General features: G+C 43.7%; 19 protein-coding genes and 1 tRNA gene. 5 read left to right on the top strand and 15 right to left on the bottom strand.

Annotation, left to right across the window (positions count from 1 at the left end; genetic code table 11):
- Positions 1–19 precede the first annotated feature (19 nt).
- Both ACLWMH_RS04235 and ACLWMH_RS04230 read left to right on the top strand, forming a co-directional pair.
- Positions 20–613, top strand: coding sequence for a cob(I)yrinic acid a,c-diamide adenosyltransferase (locus ACLWMH_RS04235; protein WP_411915500.1), 594 nt, complete (start codon positions 20–22; stop codon positions 611–613).
- Positions 614–697: 84 nt separating this feature from the next.
- Positions 698–919, top strand: a complete 222-nt coding sequence (locus tag ACLWMH_RS04230; RefSeq protein ID WP_411915499.1) for a DUF2795 domain-containing protein — start codon at positions 698–700, stop codon at positions 917–919.
- 265 nt (positions 920–1,184) lie between these two features.
- Here ACLWMH_RS04230 and ACLWMH_RS04225 read toward each other — a convergent pair whose 3' ends face one another.
- The 15 genes from ACLWMH_RS04225 to ACLWMH_RS04155 form a co-directional block, all read right to left on the bottom strand.
- Positions 1,185–2,120, bottom strand: coding sequence for a class I SAM-dependent methyltransferase (locus ACLWMH_RS04225; protein ID WP_411915498.1), 936 nt, complete (start codon positions 2,118–2,120; stop codon positions 1,185–1,187).
- The gene (gene mazG, locus ACLWMH_RS04220; protein ID WP_411915497.1) at positions 2,081–2,875 is read right to left on the bottom strand and encodes a nucleoside triphosphate pyrophosphohydrolase; all 795 of its coding nucleotides are present in this window, start codon (positions 2,873–2,875) and stop codon (positions 2,081–2,083) included. The genes ACLWMH_RS04225 and mazG overlap by 40 nt, the downstream gene beginning before the upstream one ends.
- Entirely contained in the window at positions 2,865–4,889 is a 2,025-nt protein-coding gene (locus ACLWMH_RS04215) for a protein-disulfide reductase DsbD family protein (protein WP_411915496.1), read from the bottom strand. Before ACLWMH_RS04215 ends, mazG begins: the two co-directional genes overlap by 11 nt.
- Complete coding sequence (locus ACLWMH_RS04210) at positions 4,879–5,835, bottom strand: pseudouridine synthase (protein ID WP_411915495.1); 957 nt, start codon at positions 5,833–5,835, stop codon at positions 4,879–4,881. Before ACLWMH_RS04210 ends, ACLWMH_RS04215 begins: the two co-directional genes overlap by 11 nt.
- A 7-nt stretch (positions 5,836–5,842) precedes the next feature.
- The gene (locus tag ACLWMH_RS04205) at positions 5,843–6,217 is read right to left on the bottom strand and encodes a hypothetical protein (protein ID WP_411915494.1); all 375 of its coding nucleotides are present in this window, start codon (positions 6,215–6,217) and stop codon (positions 5,843–5,845) included.
- Complete coding sequence (locus tag ACLWMH_RS04200) at positions 6,214–6,624, bottom strand: hypothetical protein (RefSeq protein ID WP_411915493.1); 411 nt, start codon at positions 6,622–6,624, stop codon at positions 6,214–6,216. The genes ACLWMH_RS04205 and ACLWMH_RS04200 overlap by 4 nt, the downstream gene beginning before the upstream one ends.
- Positions 6,625–6,957: 333 nt before the next feature.
- Positions 6,958–7,031, bottom strand: a tRNA-Met gene (locus tag ACLWMH_RS04195).
- A 391-nt stretch (positions 7,032–7,422) separates the two neighbouring features.
- Positions 7,423–7,635 (bottom strand): winged helix-turn-helix domain-containing protein, encoded by a 213-nt coding sequence (locus ACLWMH_RS04190; protein WP_411915492.1) that lies wholly within the window; start codon positions 7,633–7,635, stop codon positions 7,423–7,425.
- A gap of 35 nt (positions 7,636–7,670) precedes the next feature.
- Entirely contained in the window at positions 7,671–8,375 is a 705-nt protein-coding gene (locus ACLWMH_RS04185; RefSeq protein ID WP_411915491.1) for a B3/B4 domain-containing protein, read from the bottom strand.
- Between the two features lie 9 nt (positions 8,376–8,384).
- Positions 8,385–9,545, bottom strand: coding sequence for a GTPase ObgE (gene obgE, locus ACLWMH_RS04180; protein WP_411915490.1), 1,161 nt, complete (start codon positions 9,543–9,545; stop codon positions 8,385–8,387).
- Positions 9,545–10,114: an adenylate kinase gene (locus tag ACLWMH_RS04175; RefSeq protein ID WP_411915489.1), complete on the bottom strand. Its 570-nt coding sequence runs from the start codon at positions 10,112–10,114 to the stop codon at positions 9,545–9,547. Before ACLWMH_RS04175 ends, obgE begins: the two co-directional genes overlap by 1 nt.
- 4 nt (positions 10,115–10,118) lie before the next feature.
- Positions 10,119–10,655: a phosphoribosyltransferase gene (locus ACLWMH_RS04170; RefSeq protein WP_411915488.1), complete on the bottom strand. Its 537-nt coding sequence runs from the start codon at positions 10,653–10,655 to the stop codon at positions 10,119–10,121.
- 21 nt (positions 10,656–10,676) lie between these two features.
- A complete protein-coding gene (locus ACLWMH_RS04165) occupies positions 10,677–12,020 on the bottom strand; it encodes an ABC transporter permease (RefSeq protein WP_411915487.1) in 1,344 nt (447 codons plus the stop codon).
- Positions 12,017–12,952: an ABC transporter ATP-binding protein gene (locus ACLWMH_RS04160; protein WP_411915486.1), complete on the bottom strand. Its 936-nt coding sequence runs from the start codon at positions 12,950–12,952 to the stop codon at positions 12,017–12,019. Before ACLWMH_RS04160 ends, ACLWMH_RS04165 begins: the two co-directional genes overlap by 4 nt.
- Positions 12,953–13,220: 268 nt before the next feature.
- The gene (locus tag ACLWMH_RS04155) at positions 13,221–14,651 is read right to left on the bottom strand and encodes a trigger factor (protein ID WP_411915485.1); all 1,431 of its coding nucleotides are present in this window, start codon (positions 14,649–14,651) and stop codon (positions 13,221–13,223) included.
- A 297-nt stretch (positions 14,652–14,948) separates the two neighbouring features.
- On the opposite strand from ACLWMH_RS04155, the gene ACLWMH_RS04150 reads away from it, so the two are divergent.
- The 3 genes from ACLWMH_RS04150 to ACLWMH_RS04140 all read left to right on the top strand — a co-directional run bounded on the left by ACLWMH_RS04150 (position 14,949) and on the right by ACLWMH_RS04140 (position 21,009).
- Positions 14,949–16,160, top strand: coding sequence for a DUF4876 domain-containing protein (locus tag ACLWMH_RS04150; RefSeq protein ID WP_411915484.1), 1,212 nt, complete (start codon positions 14,949–14,951; stop codon positions 16,158–16,160).
- 148 nt (positions 16,161–16,308) lie between these two features.
- A complete protein-coding gene (locus ACLWMH_RS04145) occupies positions 16,309–19,122 on the top strand; it encodes a TonB-dependent receptor (RefSeq protein ID WP_411915483.1) in 2,814 nt (937 codons plus the stop codon).
- Between the two features lie 33 nt (positions 19,123–19,155).
- Entirely contained in the window at positions 19,156–21,009 is a 1,854-nt protein-coding gene (locus ACLWMH_RS04140) for a DUF6850 family outer membrane beta-barrel protein (RefSeq protein ID WP_411915482.1), read from the top strand.
- Positions 21,010–21,012 lie beyond the last annotated feature (3 nt).

The raw sequence follows: 21,012 nt of genomic DNA, 5'->3' as shown, positions 1-21,012 counted from the left end.
ACAGCACCATTGAAATGATATGAATAAGAAAAGTAAGTTGTATACGACAACCGGGGACAAAGGTACTACTGCCCTCGTTGGAGGCCAGCGAGTTAGCAAAGGAGATCAACGATTGGTCTCCTACGGAACTATTGATGAGCTAAATTCTTTGATTGGAGTATTATTAGGCTTTCCTATCTCTCTTGAAGATAGGGAGCTTTTTCTTATGATACAGAATGCCCTTTTCTTAATAGGAAGTGATTTGGCAACCCTTCCTGCTGATGCCGAAATAAAAAAACGCTTTTCCCTCCCCGAAAAATCAGTGCAGACTTTAGAGCAGGCAATAGATAACTACGATGCACAGCTTCCTCCCTTGAAGGGCTTTATACTCCCTTCTGGAGGACAGCTTGCCTCAAGTGCTCATTTCGCTCGTACAGTATGTCGACGTGCAGAAAGAGAAATAATAACGTTGATTGCCTCTGTACCGGAGGAAGAAAAGTCTGCTACTGTAGCGGAAACAAACTTACGCTTCATGAATAGACTTAGTGATTTACTCTTTGTTTTTGCGCGTTATGCAGCGCACAAGGAGGGAGAAAAGGAAATATATTGGGAGCAAAATTGTTTTTCTGATTAGAGAATGTTACTTTTGCAGCCGCTGACAGCAGTAATATAAGACTGCAAAGAAGAGACAAAACCTATTAAGTGTGAGGAAGTTTATATGTATTGGACACTTGAATTAGCTTCGCGTTTGGACGATGCGCCTTGGCCTGCCACAAAAGAAGAATTGATAGACTATGCGCAGAGAAGTGGAGCTCCACTTGAATTGATTGAGAATCTTTCGGAGATAGAGGATGAAGGTGAAACTTTCGATTCCATTGAAGATATTTGGCCTGACTATCCGCGAAATGAAGATTTCTTCTTTAATGAAGATGAGTATTGAGAAGGATCTGCCTGAAGAGATATATCGTAGCATAATAAAGTAGCCTGAATATCTATTTTCATTGATTCCTCTTTCGTGTAAGCTCCTTAGCTTTTAAGTTGCTTTCTATCTGCAATTCTGTAAGAAAGCTATTCTTCCGCTTGCACGCTTTGGATATTTCACTTTTATAGGTCTCAATACGAGACAGCAACATATAGGCTAAGTAGAAAAAAGATCCCTACCTTTCATTTGGAAGGCAGGGATCTTTGATGAAAGGGTATACCATCTATGTCAGTCTAAAGACGTAGGTTAGTGCACTTGCATAGCTTGACTGTCGTCTCGCTTTAAGGTTGGTTTTCAAGCCAATTGTAAATGCTTTGACGTAACAGCTGAGACCCTTATTGTTGCAACGTTGCTCGCTAAGTAGTGCAATGTAGTAGGCATCGAAAGGCATAATATGCTTTTCTACAAGGGTAAAGCCCTCTTTCTCTGCCAATCTACATATTAATTCCGGAGAAAAGTGCCATAAGTGCCGCGGAACATCGTAGGCAGCCCAATCGTTTCCATAGTGTGCAGCATCATAGCCGGATGGGTTAGGAAGCGCTAAGATAAGAAACCCTTCGGCAGTGAGAAGCTTACGAAAAAGAGAAAAATGATTTTCCAAATCCGGAATATGTTCTAATACATGCCAAAGAGTGATCACATCTTGGCTGGCAACCGGTATGGAAATATCATTTAAGTAGGGGGATGAGCTAAGAGAAAAATTATGCTCCATAAAAAGCCGCGCCTCTGAATCTTGTTCAACACAAGATACAGCATACCCTTTCTTTTTCATAAGTGCTGCAAAATGTCCTGTACCTGCTCCTACATCAAGCAGGCTGATCCCTTTTCTTCCATTGGTGAGCCTTTTGATAAGATGGTATTTTCTTTTCAGAGTGAAATGGCGGATATAATGGTACAGCTTATTGATAAGGCCTTGATTTGTATTGCTGTGCGATACATAAGCCTTATTTCGATAGTAGTGTCCAAGTTCTTCCTTTTTGGGCGCGTTGCCTGTAATAATCAGTCCGCAATCTCGGCAGCGTAGAAGAGGAAACAATTGACCGGATACAAGCTGATCACAGATTTCTTCTAAAAGTATGTAGTCCTGTCCTCCACAAATTGGGCAGGCTCTATCAGTTATTAGTTGCTGTGATGTTCCAGTTTTTTTGCATCCTGCCATAATGCTTCCATCTCATCTAAAGTGAGGTCGCCCAGCTTTTTTCCTTGTGCTTTTGCCTGCGCTTCAATATAACCGATGCGATTGGTAAACTTGCGATTAGTGCGCTCTAAGGCACTATCAGGATTAATCCCATAAAGGCGTGCCGCGTTCACCAAAGCAAAGAGCCAATCTCCGAATTCCTCTTCCATGGCATCTGGATTACCCTCGCTCACGGCAGCTTCAAACTCTTTACGTTCTTCTGCTACCTTGTCCCATACATCATCACGCTTTTCCCAATCAAATCCTACTGCAGCAGCCTTTTCACTGATCCGATAGGCTTTTACCAAGGAGGGGAGGGACTGAGGTACACCACTAAGGAGCGTTTTATTTCCTCCTTTCTCCACCTGCTTGACTCGCTCCCACTGACTGACTACAGCCTCTGCCGTATCAACCTGAGACGTGCCGTAAATATGTGGATGACGGAAGATTAGTTTATTACATAACGTGTTACAAACATCTGCAATATCAAAAGCTCCCTGCTCTTCACCAATCTTAGAGTAGAAGAGTACATGCAGTAGCACATCTCCCAGCTCTTTTTTGATCTCTTTATCTTCCTTATTTAGTAAAGCTTCGGATAGCTCGTAAACCTCCTCTATTGTGTTGGTACGAAGCGATTCATTGGTCTGCTTTTTGTCCCATGGACAAAAGCTGCGAAGCATATCCAGCACATCTAATAAGCGTGCAAAAGCTTCAAGTTTATTTGCCTTACTTGTCATTATCTCTTCCCGGTATGGGCTTGTTTTGCTCAGTCCTCATTTTGTATTCCGCTAATCCTTCACGAAGGAAGGTGGTATAGCGTTCAATACTTAAGTCGCGTTTGTAGGAGGCCCCAAGTGGTACTCCATTGTTATCAATAGGCACGTAGAAAGGCTGAGAGCTTGCTCCGAATTTAGTCCTTTGGAAGTAGCTCCACTTATCGCCTATATTTCGCAGTACACGAGTCTTGCCGGCATCATTTACTGTGATAGGCTCGGGAAGAGCTGTTTTGTCATCAACCATAAGGGTGATTAATACGTAATCTTCTTCCAAGATCTTTTTTACGCCCGGATCAATCCAAACGTTATTTTCCATCTCACGGCAGTTAACACAGCCATAGCCTGAGAAGTCAATTAGTACCGGCTTACCGACCTTTGCCGCATAGCGCATACCCTCTTCATAGTCATCGTATTTGGCATGCACAAAGCCATTGTACAAATTAAAGTCTTGTGTATAGGGAGGTGGGGAGAAGGCACTGATGGCTTTTAGGGGAGCGCCCCAAAGGCCCGGAACCATGTATACAGCAAAGGATAAAGAAATAACGGCTAAAAAGAATCTTCCTACACCAATCTTTTCTAATGGGGTATCATGTGGGAAGCGTATCTTGCCCAATAAATAGACACCAAGGAGAAAGAAGATAACAATCCATAATGCTAAGAATGTCTCTCTATCCAATATTCCCCATCCGTATGCTAAATCTGCAACGGAGAGGAACTTTAGCGAGAGAGCCAATTCTAAGAAAGCCATTACCACCTTTACTGAATTGAGCCATCCTCCACTTTTTGGCATACTTTGCAGCCAATTTGGGAAGATAGCAAAGAGTGAAAATGGGAGGGCTAGAGCAATGGCAAACCCGAGCATGCCAATAGCCGGACCAAGTATTTCCCCCATTGAAGCAGCTTGTACAAGTAGAGTGCCGATAATAGGCCCTGTACAGGAGAAAGAAACCAGTACTAGTGTAAAGGCCATAAAGAAAATACTTAGAATTCCTCTTGTTGAATCTGATTTACTATCCATTCGATTGGTCCATCGAGAGGGTAGCACTATCTCAAAGGCTCCGAAGAAGGAAACAGCAAAGAAGATTAATAGGGCAAAAAAGATTAGGTTGAAAAAGGCATTTGTGGAAAGACTATTGAGGGCACTTGCACCAAAAATAAGCGTAATAGCCAGGCCGAGCACTAAGTATATCACTATAATGGCAAGCCCATATACCATTGCATCCCTAATAGCCTCTTTTCTCTTTTTCGTCCTTTTAAGAAAGAAGCTGACGGTCATAGGAATCATAGGCCAAACGCACGGTGTGAGCAGGGCAATGAATCCTCCCAAGAAACCGAATAAAAAGATCATCAGGAGGGAACTATTTGCCTGTTTCATGGATACATCTCCATAAGCTTTCAGTACATCCGTTACAGGCTCGTAAATAGCTCCAAGCGTGTTGTCTGTATCGCTGAGACTCTGAAATGATAATTCCCCTGCCGGCTGCTGCTGTTCTTCCGAATTGGAAGCGGTGGTTGCACCAAACGAAAATGTCTCTCCTGAAGGAGCAAGGCAAGTCTCATCATTGCAGGCTTGAGCTCTCGTTTCAACCACTAAGGCAAAGCTGTCAGCATTAGTGACTTGAAGTTTCTGCCGGAAAGTTGCCTTGTGGCTAAACCACCTGAGGTTCATATTAAACTGTTTGTCAAAGGCATTTTCCGGTACTTCGTCCGATACAGCCTCTCCTATTTTTTGAGCTCCGATTAGTTTAGTATATAAGAATTCGGTTGAGTTGGGACCTCCTTCAGGAAGATTCTGATCATACATATGCCACCCGTTCTCAATCGTTGCGGTTAGAACAAGTGTCTTTTCAGCGGCTCCGGAGTCCTCTATCTTGGCACTCCACTTGATCACATCATCATAGAGCTGTGCACTGAGTAATGTGGGTATGCAGTAAGTGCTCAGTAAGAGTGTGAAAAATATTAGTTTATGCTTCATTTGAATTGAGTCGTTGATTTAATTTCTCTTTTTCAGCTTCAATAATAGCTATGGTAGTTCGTTGTTTTTGTGTTAGTCTTCTTTGTAGAAGTTTGTCAAACTGTTTTGGTTCCTGCACCATGAAATCATATTTCTTCCCATCAATAGGGTGTACGAAGGTCATTCCCTTTTGGTATAGAGCTAAGCCTTCTGAGTAAGCAAGTACAGCCTTTTCATGTCGATCTCCAACTATTGCGTGTCCCATTCCCTTTAATCCGGTACGGAGTGCATTATAGCGTCCCAAGAGATATATTTTGAGCTTTGTGCACCAAGGGCCGTAGGAAAGTACAGAGTACTTTGCTTCACTCACTCTCTCACTTTGCTCCTTCGTCCATCTAATAGAGCCCTCTTCAGGTTCTACAATGCCCTCTACAACGGCTTCAAATACTTGCTCCGGGATATAACGCGTCCAATTTGAAAGCACCTCTTGTTGAATCTCTCTATCCCTTGCAAACAAAATTAGTCCGCAGGTAGCACTGTCCAATCTATTAAGTAGGAATATTTTTGCTCTTGAGTTATCTGCCTTTTCGTGGGCAGCAAGCAGACGAAATAGAGTATCTCCTTGCATTCCTCCTTTTGCAATGGTGGGCAGTCCGGCTCTTTTTTCTATTAGAATAAAGTACTTGTCTCTCCAAAGCTCTTTAGCCAGCGGATGGGAGAAAGGCATCGGAAAGCCTATATTATACACCTCAACGATAGTTCCCTTAGAAATAGGTGTATTGAATTGTACAATGGGTTCTTTGCCTATAGTTACACAACGGCGGCTTAGAAGCTGTTTGATGCGGCTACGGCTTAGGGATGGTCGTATATCTAGAAGGAGATCTATCAGCGTGGTAGGTGCCTCTGCGGTAATACTGTAAAGGCACTCCCTCCTACGGGTATTGCTATGATGTGGCTGTCTCTTCATAGATTTACTATTTCCTGTAGGCCAGGCAAATGTTACTATAGGCATAGAAAATAAAGCCCATAATCGCCCATACCGACCAAGGGGAGTCGCTAGAGAGTAATAAGATACCTGTTATGAGCCAGAAAAAACCACTCAGAATGGCCATTGAGATCCAGCGTTTGTAGCGTAGTGACTTGGCCTTATTCGTAGTCTTATTCGTAGTAGCATCTTTCGACTCTCTTCGTTTCATAAACCAAGATATAATGTAGCAGACGGCTCCAATTGTAATGAGCCAGCCGGAAAAAACTCTCTGTGGTATAAAGATAGTTAGCACCAACCCGCCTAATAGGAGAAGGCAACCCACTATGTACAGAGTGTTTTTAAGAATGCTTTGTTGCTTCATTGCTTTGTTGAGATTCCGGTTGTGTCTTCCAGAAGAAATATTAGTTCATTTGCACGCCTCATTTTGAAGCGTTCGCGAGCAATTCGCTCTAATTCGTCCAAATCGCTGTTTTGAACTCCCTCTAAACGTATACTGTCTCTTTGGAAAGCCTCTTGAGCCTCTTTTAAGTTATGCTCCAAAGTGCTTATGCGCTTTTTGTGATCCATTTGAACCGGCAAACTATCAGGTCCCAAGATTAAAGAAAAAAGAATGAAAATAAATGCGGCAGTGGCATACATAATCCACCAATGAGTATTGATGAAGTTCTTACAACGATGCCATAAATTGCTACGTTGCTTTAATTCATCCTCCAAGCCTTTCGGAATGCCTTGTTCGCTATTCCTTTTTATTTTTTGCCACCAACTCATTTTTTTATTCAGTCTTACAAAGATAGTAAATCACTAGCCAACCCACAGATGAAAAAGATGAATAATAGAAACTTTTTCTTTTATTGCTGCCCAACTAGATGGGAATACTACTGAAAATGTTGGATTGGACGTTCAATGCCTTATCGCACTTCAAAAAAGCAGAAGCCTAGCAAAAGGCTCATTTTCCCCCAAAGGGGTCTGTATATAACAGCCTAAATAAGGAGGAGAGAGTACACTAAAAATAATCAGCAATAGGATACTCGTAGTTACAAAAAAAATCAAGCCCCTTGCAGAGAGGAGCCTGATCTCAGTACAAATGCTGTTTCCTAGCTGTAGCGAGAGAGGGACTTGAACCCTCGACCTCATGATTATGAATCATGCGCTCTAACCAGCTGAGCTATCTCGCCGACACTCTTTCAGAGTCGCTTTTCTGAAAGCGTGATGCAAAGGTACAAAAAGAAAAAAGAAATGCAATACCCCCAAGCTAAAAAGTAGGCTTATTACATATTTTGAACGCTGATATCAGGGCTTTTTATGTAGTTCCTCCCGCGTGCTGCTATAGTAGCGCATAAAAAAGATCTATATCTATCACTCGAAAGATATAGATCTATTGTATAAAAGATATAGATGTTTCAGTTGAAAGATCAGAACATTTCTTGCGTGGAAATTGAACTTCCCCTTACATCGTTTTGATGCAGAGAAAAAGCAGGGTAGTATTACTTATTCTTTTTCTTTGAAAGCAGCTGCGACTGGGAAAACTTGCTTAGCGAATGTAAAAGAGGCAGTATTTTGAGTTGCTTAATAGCAGAGCGTGATAAGCGTTGTGCCATCTTCACTTTCTTCAAAGCAAAGCTTTCCTTCTTTAGCTAACCAGCCGATGGCAGCAAATAGCTCCTTGTCGGTGCGTAGCTTTGTTGCCTTTTTTAATTGCTTAATATCAAGCTTGCCCAGATCGTTAAGGGCATTCCACACGATGCCGGCACTCTCGCCAATGTTATTTACTGAAATCATGATTCTATTCTCTTTTTTTACAGTTCTTACTTCTTCTAAGACAAAAGTAATGTTTCTTTTGCAGAATGGTATTGTGAAACGATCTCTTTTGCGTTAAGAAAGCGTTTCAGCATAGAGATAGTAAGCTCAGTAGCCTCAATGAGAGCCTCTTTGGCATTTTGTTCCGATGGGGTAAATGAGTTAATAAATAGAAGTAATTCGCTTGTATTATTCTTTACTTTGGTTCGCTCCGAATCACTTGTCGGATTGGCAAAAGGGCCCTGCTTATCGCAATATAGAGGCAAGCCTTCTACATTCAGCTCTCCACGTCCGATACCCTCAAATTGGTCTGCATTGGTGCCCACTCTCATCACTACATCCCTTCCTACCGATGGCGCATCAAACAGCCCCATAGAAAAACCTGTAATGAGAGAAAGCAAGTTGCCTAAGTCTACTATGGCATTAATTGTATAAAGTCCTTTTTTATTGACAATACGGCGGCGAAGCTGCTCTGCTGCCGGGCGGTATCTATTGGGATCCTTTCCCAGTATTTTATAGGCATTGCGGGTGAAGTGAATAGACTCCATCTGCTTGATGCTCTCCATAGTCTGTGTAAGAGCTATATGAGCTACTTCTCGGTCTATTTCGCGTTGAAGCTCAATTGAGTAGGGTGTATTTGCAACCTGCGCCTCTATCATTGCCATGGCAAAGTGAGGTACGAGGGTAGCGAAGTGAGGATCAATAGTTAGATGGTGTGTCATGTAGTAGTATTACTCAAGACCAATGTCTTTCATGATATCTTCATCCCAAGCTATATCCATTAGCTCATCTTCCTCACCCTCTGCATCAGTCGTAGTTTGTTCCTGTTGCTCTTCTCCCGTTAGGGCCTCCACAGAAATATCCTGCCGCACCATTTCGCTATTGTCATAAGGAAGCTCGCGCTGTAGCTCACTCCACAGCAAGTCCTTTAGCTCCGTAAGTCCATAGCCGGTTACAGAAGAGATAAAGCAGTGGGGAAGTCCTTTAGGCAATTCGCTTTCAGCAAGGCTGATGAGCTCTTCATCTGCTAAGTCGCATTTAGAAATAGCCAAAATAGCTCGTTTGTCTGCCATTCCCGGATTGTACTTTACAATCTCCTCGTGAAGTAACTTAAATTCTTCTCCAATGTGCTCTGTGTCAATTGGAATAACGAACAGAAGCAGGCTGTTGCGCTCAATGTGTCTTAAAAAACGAAGTCCTAAGCCACGTCCTTCGGCAGCTCCCTCTATAATACCGGGGATATCCGCCATAACTAAGGAGAGCCCATCACGAACAGCCACAATACCTACGCTAGGTACTAACGTAGTAAAAGGATAATCTGCAATTTTAGGTTTGGCGGCACTTACTGACGAAAGAAGAGTGGATTTGCCGGCATTAGGCTTTCCTACAAGCCCCACATCAGCTAAAGTCTTAATTTGAAGAATTAGCTCTTTTTCTTCTGCTTTTCCTCCGGGTTGTGCGTAACGAGGAGCTTGGTTGGTCGCGCTCTTGAAGTGAGTATTGCCTTTGCCTCCCTTGCCCCCTTTTAAGAGAAGTGCCTCCTGATCGTGCTCAGTAACTTCAAGAATAAATTCCCCGGTCGTAGCATCGTGAACGGTTGTACCTACCGGTACTTCAATAACAATCCGCTTACCGGAAGCACCTGTTTTTAGAGCTCCGGAACCGGAAGCTCCATCCGGTGCGAATATATGTCGATTGTAACGCAGATGTATGAGCGTATGATAATTGCGATTAGCATGCAATACTATATCACCTCCGTCACCTCCGTCACCTCCATCCGGACCTCCTTTGGGGATATATTTCTCTCGCCGGAAGTGTGCAGAGCCGTTTCCTCCCCTGCCACTCCGACAATATATCTTAACCCAATCTACAAAATTGCCTTCAGCAGCCACTATAATTTATCGATTGCGTTATATAGGCGTTCTGTGATTTCCTCTACTTTTCCGGTCCCTTGAATCAAGTGATGCAGGCCCTGCTTACGATAGTAGTCAGCGATGGGAGCTGTTTGTGTGCGATAAACGGTCAGACGATTATTAATAGTATCAATATTATCGTCACTACGCCCTTCAATTTCTTTTCGGAGGAGTAAACGCTTTACCAACTCTTCTTCAGGAACATCTAATTCAAGCAGCGCACTTACTTGAATACCATGGTGGTGCATCATCGTATCCAAAGCTTTTGCTTGAGCAACTGTTCTGGGGAATCCATCAAAAAGGAATCCTGAGCAATCCTTCTTTTGTTCCATGGTGTGCTCAATAATCCCCACAACGACCTCGTCCGGCACCAGGTTGCCCTTGTCCATATAGGATTTTGCCGTTATGCCTAGGTCGGTACCCAAAGCAATCTCATTGCGGAGTATATCCCCCATAGAAATAGTACAGAGTTTATATCGTTCTTGAATAAACTTTCCTTGCGTACCTTTACCACTACCCGGAGGCCCAAAAAGTATTAGATTAATCATATATTTATTCTTCTATTTGGTATATGTCTTTTAGCATTCTGCCTCGACCATCGAAGTCAAGTCCATGCCCTACTATGAATTTATTCTCAATTTCTAATCCCACATAGTCGCAAGTGACCACATTAGTCAAGGCTTCCGGCTTGATTAGCATAGCGGCTATACGTACTTCTTCAGCCCCTTCATCAAGATACTTCTTTTTGAGGCATGCCATCGTATACCCTGTATCAATCAAATCTTCTATTATAATCACGGTTCGACCCTTTACCGGTATTCCAAGAGGCATAATCTCCTTTAGAGAAGCTGATGAATGAAGCCCTTGATAGCTTGAGTAGCGTGCAAAGCCCACTTCTGCCGGAATATCAATTTGCTTCATTAGCTCCGAAGCAAACATGAAAGCCCCATTCATAATGCATACGAAAAGGCAATCGCGATCCGCTACATCTTTTCTTATCTCATTAGCCAAGCGAGCAATCTGTACTTCTATTTCCTCTGCAGTGATATAGGGTACAAACTTTTTGCCAAAGAGCGTTATTGCGTCCATATTCAATAGTTTGTAGGTGTTTTACTTATAGGAGATCCATCTACCTATCTCTTTCAAGGTTGGCTTCTTGCCGTACATAAGTATTCCAATCCGATATATGCGTGCACTAAGCCAGACAATAAGCCATGCAGTGCCGTATAGTATCAGTACACTTAGTATTTGTTGCCAGATAGGCACTCCAAAAGGTATGCGTACAAGCATCACAACCGGTGAGGTAAAAGGTATAAAGGAGCACCATATAGCGAGTGGCCCCTCAGGATTATTGATGCTACCAAAACCGGCATAGAAACCGAACATTAGCAGTATCATCACCGGCATAATGAATTGTGCACTATCTTCGTCATTTGATACAGAAGCAGCAAGGGCTGCAAAGAGAGCTGCAAAAAGCAGATAGCCCCCAACAAAGAAAAGAATGAACATCAATATCAAGTGTGGGAAGTTGACTGAAGAGAGAATGCTAATAGAATCCTGTAACTCTTTGAAACTATCAGCTCCCATCCCAGCCGCCATACCGGTGATATCAGCCTGTTGCATCGTTACTAAGGAGCTTAAATCTACTGCAGAACCCACCATGATTAGCATCAGTATGAATAGTAATAGACCTCCAAAGGCAATCCATAGTAGCATTTGGAGTAATCCAACTAATCCTATTCCCAATATTTTGCCAGCCATGAGGTCAAAGGGCTTAACACTTGAAACCATTACCTCCATTATACGATTCTTCTTTTCCTCCATTACTCCGTTCATGACAGAACCGCCGAATGAAGAAATAAAGTAGAAGCTAACAAATGCGAAAATCATACCGATTATACCGGCCATTGTACCACTTGAACGCTGTATCTCTCCATTTTCTTTCCATCGGTAGGTAGGTATGGATAGGGTGAAGCGAATATCTGCTACGATTTGCTCTATATCGCTTGTCTCATAAGCCTTTAATTTGAGATCTGATACGTGCTCAGAGAGCTTGTCGGTGATATACCCGGTCAAAGTAGCCGGCATCTGCTTATATGAATACAAAGCAATAGCATCCGGGTGAGTGACAAGATCATTATCAATGACGAGTACTCCGGTAAAGTCCTCTTCACCATTCAATTCTGTTTTCTGCAGTTCTTCAAGGGTGTATTGCGTTTCTACAAAGCTGTAGTCGCTATTTCCCTGCAGAACGCTCGCGTAGTGTTCGTTTGTATGGTCTATAACAGCGATCTTTTCTTTTCCTATGCTTAGCATTCCTAAAAAGATGGGTAATGCGATTAAAGCAATCATCAGAATAGGAACAATCAAAGTTACAACAATGAAGGAGCGTTTCCTTACACGAGTATTGAATTCTCTCCCAATGACAATACCTATTTTATTTCCTCTCTTCATCTTACTATCTCCTTTTGTTGTTCTACTGTAGAAATAAAGATATCATTCATCGAAGGAATCTCTTCCTCAAAGAGTTGTATTTCACAGCGAGTCGGTAGAGCCTCAATGATTGAACGGTTGCTTTGCTCTCTGTTTCGTTCTATTCGAAGCGTTTGTTTATCTCCTTCAAACTTCTTTTCTCGCACAACGAAAGCAGATAGTTCTTCATCTGTCAGCGGTGTACTACAACGGAGTATTACATTGATAATTCCCTTACCGAATTGCTCTCTTACTTCAGATACTTGGCCGCTCAGCACAACTTTTGAATGGTTGATCAGAGCTATATCATCACAGAGTTCTTCCACTGATTGCATATTGTGTGTGGAAAAGATAACCGTCTTTCCTCTATCTCTTAGAGCAAGTATCTCGCGCTTTAGTAACTCCGCGTTCACAGGGTCAAAGCCACTAAAGGGTTCGTCAAAAATAAGTAAGTCGGGGTCATGGATAACGGTGCAAATAAATTGCACTTTCTGTTGCATCCCTTTACTCAGTTCCTCTACTTTTTTGTTCCACCAGTCGTTGATATCAAACTTTTCAAACCACTCGCGTAGGCGTTTTGTGGCTGTTGCTTTGTCTACTCCTTTAAGGCGTGCCAAGTAGATGGCCTGTTCACCAACTTTCATTTTGCGATAGAGCCCTCTCTCTTCTGGAAGATACCCGATGCGGGCCACGTCAGCAGTACTGAATGGCTTCCCATCCAGGTAAATTTTACCTGAGTCAGGAGCGGTGATTCTATTGATAATTCGGATAAGTGTCGTTTTACCGGCTCCGTTGGGTCCTAATAGTCCAAAGACAGTTCCCCGGTGCACTTGTATGGATACATCATCCAATGCCAAATGCTTTGCGTAGCGTTTCACAACGTGCTCCGCTACCAAATATGCCTCTCTGGTCATTTGCTCTCGGTTCTTTATCTGTTTTTACGAAGCAAAGATAGCAATATTACCTCTATTTAGAGACTTTTGTCGGATGCTCTAGCCCCTCGCTCGGAGAAATGTGTAGGGGCTTCCCAAAAGAGAATTTGGATCCATAACATAGATCCTATTTGAAGAGCGAAGCCCCTCAGGATCTTTAAAAGACACCTGTGGGGCTTTTGTATAGAGCTTCCCCTCTGTACATAGTCATAGGAAATGCCCATAACTATAATCCAGTGGGAACGATATACTAATTGTCAATCTTTTCAGTCTGCTCTTCTTGAGTCTTCTGCTCTTCTTCTTCAGCTGCTTGAGCTGCAAGGATCTCGTTGAATTTAGCCTCGAAATCCTCTTCGCTAAGTGACTCTTCCTTTACGCTTATACGTTCTTTGGCTGCTTCTGCTAGTTTGCGACTTAGTACAGAGTAGTGAGCATTGTAGATCATCTCCTCATTTTCCAAATTACGCTTTAGAAAGTCTTGTCCAAACTGTCCGATCATTTCGGGTGAAATTCCATATTGAAGGAGCTGACGCCACGTCATGTCGGCAATGTATTTACTTATTTCCTCTTGCTCTACTTTTATATCGTTGTTGCGAGCTGTCTCATCAATTAACGTTGTGTGCAAGAGAGCCTTGGTTAAGTTGTTATAGCGCTTCTCAACTTCGTCCTTACTTAGCTTTTCTAGTTCTTCCTCTTTGAAGAAGACCTTCATAAGTGTTTCTTTATCTAATTCGGGGTTACCCAAGCGCTCTTTCAATACTTCTTGAAGTTGATTCTCAAATATGGTATTGGCACGTTCTTTTTGGCTTTCCTCAATTAGCTCTTTCAACTTATTACGATAGGATGTCTCTTCCTTTATATCGGTACTCTCCCCAAAGCACTTCTTATAGTACTCTTCGCCTAACTCAGGAGCTATTGAACGAGAGATTTCTTCTATTGTGAAATCGAAGTCACCCTTATGGTTTACTGCCTTTTCTTTATCAAGGCGAAGGGTAGAGGCAAGCTCTTGCTCATTGCCCTCGGCTGCATTAAAGGGATTATAACGAACGATGTCGCCAACTTTCTTACCTTCAAAAGCCTCACTCGCTTTGTTTTTCATCATAGAGGGCATAAGGTAAGTCTTTTCAACCACTACCGGCTCTTGTCCCTCTTCCGGTTCTACTTCTGTCAGCTTACCGATTAGCATATCCTTAGCCTCTACAGAAACGCTCTCCGGATTGATTTGATTGCGATTGCGGTCGCGAAGACGCTGATCTTCCCTATCTATTGAAGCTTCGGAAACAGTGCTTGTATAGTAGGGAAGTTCAATTGATTTATCCAATGGTATATTTACTTCCGGACGCAGTGCCGCATGGAAGATAAATGTAATAGGATCTGCATCAAAAGAAAGCTCTTTCTCATTGATTAACAATGGTTGTCCGAAGAGGTGTAGCTTTTCTTCATCAGCGAGTCGCATAAGCTCCTTATTGAGGGTGTCGTTGACTACTTCTGCTTTCAAGCCGGCGCCAAAACGCTTTTCAATAAGAGAGGTAGGGACTTTACCTGGGCGGAATCCGGGGAACTTAGCATCGCGTGCTAATTTATTGCGACGCGTTTTATACTCGTCTTTATAATCGTCAGACGTTATTTCTATCGTGATCACCGCTCTCAGCGGCTCCTCTCTTTTAACTGAGCTATTCATTTGGTTTGCTATTTCTTCTTTTCTTCTTGTTACAAAGTACAAAGTTAGCAAATTTCCTATACTTGGCGCAAAAGGATGTTGCGCCATTTCGGGAACGGTAAAAAGCAGTGTTGTGTAGCCATATTTGAGTAAATAAAAAGGTGCGAAATACCTAAAAATATCGTTTTTTAAGCGCTTTATAAGCTCCTACCTTTGCAAAATAATTGGTAAGGGAAAAGCGAATCCCTTTCCAAACAAAGTATACATAAGAAAAAAGAACAGAAAAAAAGAACAGAAAAAATCGAATCTAAAATGAAAATGAAAACATCAAAATCTATTCTTCACGCCCTTTTGCTTAGCGCAATCTCCCTCCTTTTAGCGGTAAGCTGTAAACAGGAGCCGAAAGGCGGTGGCGAAACAGCGAAACAATGCAAGGTAACCCTGAAAATGGAGTTTTCCGAAAAGGTTGACCCCGAAACCCTTACGCTTACTGTAACTGATATGCGTACGCTTAAGGAAACAAAGCAAGATGTCGATAAAAAGAGTCTTTCTGCGGAAATTATGTTGGATGCTGGTACATACAACTTTTCCGTATCCGGCGAAACCGCAGATAAGCGTGCCATTATAGGAAAAAAAGAAAGTGTAGTAGTTAAGGAAGCGATGAGCCTGACACTACCGCTACGCCTCGGTGAACCTCCTGTTACGGATGAAGCGTGTCATCTCATATTTGGTGACATTTTCTTTAATGGCGAAACTAATTCCCAAATGATGCATCCGGACCAATATTTTATGGTAGTGAATAATGGAGATAAAATAGAGTATCTCGATGGACTTTGCTATGGACTCACCGCACATGGCAATCCGCAGCCGGAGACCCCTTGGAGCAAATTTCTTATGGAAAAGAATGAATTGCCACTGAGTTGCATCTATCAGATTCCCGGAAACGGCAAGGATTATCCCTTGGAACCGGGTAAATACGTCATTATTGCCGCAACGGCTATTAACCATCACACGGAGGATCAACCCAATTCAGTAGACCTTTCCGGAGCCGACTTTGAGCTTGTTTTCCCCGATGCCGAACTTCCGAACGGATATAAGGTTACCGATACAGATAATCCGGATGTTCCCAATCTCAATATCATTGTCGATGCCTTCTCCGGTACAGCTATTGCTCATCCTCGTGGGTTTTGGCCTCCGTGCCTCTTTAAGATAAAGGGCGATGTTAAGACATTCTTGCAACAACATATTATGCAGGTAAAAGATAAAAACGGTAAGTTGCATAACTTCTATACGATACCTACGGATATGATTTTGGATGGAGTTGAAACAGGTTGTGAGGGACAATTCAAAACCAGAGCTCTGCCCGTTACAGTTGATCAGGGTAACTTTTTCGTAACCGGATGCCATCGTCAGCAATTGGCGCATCGTAAAACAGAAATGCGCAATGGTAGAACCCATTGGATAGATACTAACAATTCAACGAACGATTACGAACGCGTTAAAGGACAAAACGCATATCCAAAGAAATAACATCGTTCAGTGCACGCTTTCCCCTTACTCTTTGTTGTTAGGCAAAGTGTAGTGGGGAAAGAGTGCAATTCTTTCATATTCGTTATACGTAAGAGAACGGTTTTCCCGTTCCCGTTTTCAGTTTTACGCAAAAATCTTATAGCTTTCCATGCATCACAGAATATTTCCGCTGTTTATTACCCTATACTTAGGCTTTTTCCTATGGGGCTTTTGTGCCGCTCCTAAGGAAGAAGCACCGCCCCTTCGCAAAGGAGTGATGGGTGTGGTATACAATGCCAAAACCAAAGACCCCGTAGGATGGGCAACGGTTGGTATTGCCGAAACCGGGCAGGGCGCGGTTTGTGATGCGGAAGGACGCTTCTCGTTGCCCCTAAATCGGGAGGGAACCTACACACTAATAGTGCGTTGTGTTGGTTTTGCTCCGTATAGTTGTACTGTTCCAGTGCATAAGATGGAGGAAAGGCGTATATACCTCCAACCGCTTAATATAGAGCTTCCTGAGGTGGAGGTACTGGGGCAATACCGCAAAAATAAGAGCGAGGTGGTAATTGAGCAGGAAGCAATGCAACATATACAACCGGTTTCTCTCAAAGATATATTGCTTCTTTTGCCGGGAGCTGTAACCACGACCCCGGGAATAGGTGTATTCAAAGGAGTCAGCAACAGGCAAGTCGGTCAGGACGATAACAGTTCGTTAGGTACGGCAATTATGTTGGACGGAGCACCCATTACTAACGACGCTACTCGTGTACAGATGCAGGGGTTGACCGGCTCCAGCCGTTTTTCCTCTTTTTTGCCGGATAGAATAGTCACAAGGCGAAGCGCTCTAAACTCTGGAATTGACTTGCGCACGCTCTCAACGAATCACTACGATCGGATTGACATTGAGCAGGGAATCAGTTCGGCATCGGAAGGTAATTTGAGCAGCGGAGCTATCAAATTGCATCCTAAACGAGGGGTTACGCCGTGGGAGGGGCGTGTAAAAGTGGATCCGCTCTATAAGTTAGCCTATTTGGGTAAAGGATTTTCGCTCGGAAAGAGTGGTTATAGTAGCCTTCACGCCGGTGCCGATGTGGTGGACTACAGAAGTGATCCGCGCGAAAAGTTGGAGCGTTATACGCGTGCTACCGCTCAATTTGCGTATGCTTTTCACAGAGATTTGGGCGATAGTGGCGGACGTCTTGACCTAACGGCTACTTTACATGAAACCGCTTCAATACAAAATAGCCGCACGGACGAGTTGATTGAGGAACGGGATGAGCGTTACAACACAAAGTACTACCGTACCACACTGGTAACGAATGCGTTATGGACGCCACAATCGAATATCTTCCGCTCCTTGTCATGGCGGTGTACTTTGGATTATACTTATGATCTTTTGGATCGTAAATATCTATACATATCGGGTCAAGGACCTGCTTTTATGCCGATGAGTAGAGAAATGGGGTTGCAAGAGGGGGAGTTTTTGCCCACTTCGTACTATGCTTTTTACAAAATCGATAACCAACCGCTGACTTTCCAAACGCATCTTTCGGCTGAAACTGCTCTACCATGGTTTGCGCCACTGCAACAATCCGTGCGCTACGGTATCTTTTATTCAGTAGCAAAAAACCTGGGACGTGGTGCTGTAATGGATCTTTCGCGTCCGCCCTATCCGGGGGATAATACATTCGTATGGCCTCGTCCCAATTATTCTATTCCGGCGCTTTCGCACATAGCTGCTTATATTGAGGATAGAATCTTCATTCCCATGGGCAAACATCGTATTGAAAGCACATTGGGGCTACGAGCCACGCAGATGCTTAATTTGCCACAAAACTATGCATTGGCTCATAAGATTCTGCTCGATCCGAGACTCCGTCTGTCGTGGAGTTATACCGCTCCCACCGGTTTCTCTACCGCCATTCGGCTTGGCTACGGCATAGCGCACAAGCTCCCGACCGGTGATTACCTCTATCCGGACTATGCCTATCGCTTCTTTTCGTCACTCAATGCCTATTACAGTAACCCGGAGCTCGATCATCTGATGACTTATGCCATTCGGCATAATCCATCCAATCCCGACCTAAAGGCGATGCGCAATGAAAAGAAGGAGATTGGGCTTGATTTATCCTATAAAGAGTACACTTTGGCGCTAACCGTCTTCCGGGAAGATATGAATAACGGTTATGCCTATTCGGGGGCATATTATCCTATTGCCTATCCTGTGTACAAACGTCCCATAGGCGGTGTTTTACCGCCAAATGTGCGTCCCGTAAAGGAAAACTTCCATGAGGATGTGCTAAAAGACTTTACATCGCTTGCTACTGTACAAAACTCAGAGCGAACAGTGAAGCAGGGGGTAGAGTTCCGTTTCCGTACCCCGTATTACAAAGCTATCCGCACACGCTTTGAGCTGAATGGTGCATACTACCATACGCTCTATGCCTCAGCCATACCGGTTATGTATCGTCCCGAGGTAATTGAGTTCGGGGAAAAATTCCCTTATGTGGGTATCTACGGAAAAGGGAATCATCGTCATTTTCATCGTTTGAATACCAATCTGTGGGCTACAACGCACATTCCAGAGTGGGGCGTTATTCTTACCAACTTTTTTCAAGTTATCTGGTTTGAGAAATCATACTACGGACGAGAACAAAGTGCCTTTCCATACGAGCTGATGGATAGGGATGGTAATCGAACACCGGTAGGAGATAAAGAAATCGCCGCGATGCGCGATCCCGCATCGCCTCTTCGCTACCTCAATATGTCCCTGGATGATTTGTACTATAGGGCGAATGTCAAGCCAATTTCTGTACGGATGAGCTTCAAAGGAACAAAACAGTTGGGTGAGCATATGCGCCTTTCGTTCTTTGTGGATAATATAATTGACATATCCCCTAAATACCTCCAAAAGGATCAGACTACTGCGCGTGAGTGGGTCATTCCCTACTTTGGAATGGAAACTACGATCAGTTTTTAAGGAAGCGTACTCACTGATAAGCAATGTAAGACAATGACTAAAAAGAACATGAGTGCATGTGTATCCCCAATAATAACTCTCCTTTATGAGGGAATGGATAGAGCGCGGAAAAAGGTATATATGTTTCAGATGAAAGGTATATACTTTTCGCACGAAAGGTATATACATATTGATGAAAAGGTATATACGTATCGGAACAAAGCAACTTGTCCGGTACGGGAGATACCCTTGGTTAAGTTAGGTATGTCGGTTCGACTGTTCGCTTTTGCACTGTTTTTGTGCGCACCTCTATGGCTTCGGGCGCAAACACTTGCATCTCCTTTTTCTGGTGAACCGAGTGCTCTGTATCAATCTGCCCTATGGCGATACTTTGAAGAGATAACTCCTCTAAAGCATACAAGTCTGGATAAGGCGCTTTATTCCCTACCCACAGAAACGGCTGCCGATACATCGTGGGCAAGTGTTGGCGTATTGGGCGACTATGGTGCCCGAAGCGGCGTGCGTGCTCCCTATGAAGGAGCTACGGTTGCTTCGGGACAATTGAGGGCAAGCGGTATTAAAAACTTTGGGAAAAGTGGTAGGCTGAGCGGATACGCTGTATTGGGAGCCGGCTACGAAGGGGGAATCGGCTATTCGGCAATACGTCACCCCGACTTCTATCTGCCCTACCTTGTTGCGGATACATCAGGGGGCAATTTCCGCTACGAACAGTATGCCGCCGGAGCTCTCTATGCGCTTCGGCGCGGGGCTTCGGAGTTTGGCGCAGGGCTGCACTTTGCCGGTGAAATTGCCTACAAGTACGAAGATCCGAGAGTGTACAATACTACCGGCACATTGCAGGCTACGCTTGGCTACAAAAGGTACTTATCGCAATTGGAATGCTCCGCAACACTGCACGCACTCTATCACCGCAAATACATGCATCTATGGTTGTGGCGACCGTCGCAGCAGGATAAGTTTCCGCTCACATACGGATTCGGTATGGTGGATGTTCAGCATACAAAAATCTTTTTCGGCACTTCCCGAATGCACTATATGGGAGGCGGAGCCGCGGATTTACTAATTCGGAGCAAACTAAACTCCCCCGATGCATTTTCGTACACAGCGTTACTTTCGTATCAGCTCTACACGATGCGCACTGAAGAGGCCTCTTCCATAGGGCTTTTTGGGCATACCAATCACCGCTTAAGCCTCCTTGCCCATGTGGAGAAGGCTCGTTGGTATTTTACCGCTGAAGGTGTTCTATTGCACCGTCTCGGTACGGAGTATATTTATGCGGTACATCAACCCGACGAAGAGCATCTGACCATTACAGACCAAAGGCTTATCGGCAAGCGGCAAACCTATACACTCGCTGAGTATAATGCTGAGGTAAAAGGTGGCTTCCGGATGCCATTTGCGTCCAATCATCATATCGATTTTACTTTGGGAACGGGGTATCGCTATCGTAAAGAATGCTACAAAGGAAGCGACAATATTACGAATTACGCCGTACTGAGACCGTGGTTGGGCATTTCGTACGGATATAAGCAGCATATTCTTTCCTGTTTTTCGGCTGCGTACCGCATACCCCTTTCCGCAACCTATAAGGTTGAGAGCGGATTCAAAGATCAGTTGGACTATCAATTGGCATACCTCCCCTTTGTGGGACAACTAAAGTCCGGAATAGAGTTACGCTGGAGTAACCGCATAGGTATATCACTACCGCGAAAAAAGTGTCTTTTTTTCGGTGTAGAGGCATTCTATGCTCCGGAAACTTTGATGCGTGGATTTCCCCTATACAAAGGGACGCCTTCCACCACATCAGGTATCTTCAGTAATCCCGAAAATATACCATCAAGAAGCCACTCGTATGGCTTCCGTTGTACCCTTACAGTTCAAATCTAATTT

This window comes from Porphyromonas miyakawae (assembly GCF_045865415.1).
GTDB classification, from domain to species: Bacteria; Bacteroidota; Bacteroidia; order Bacteroidales; family Porphyromonadaceae; genus Porphyromonas; species Porphyromonas miyakawae.
Note: the sequence above shows the minus strand (reverse complement) of the source record. Positions and strands in the feature narration are given on the sequence as shown.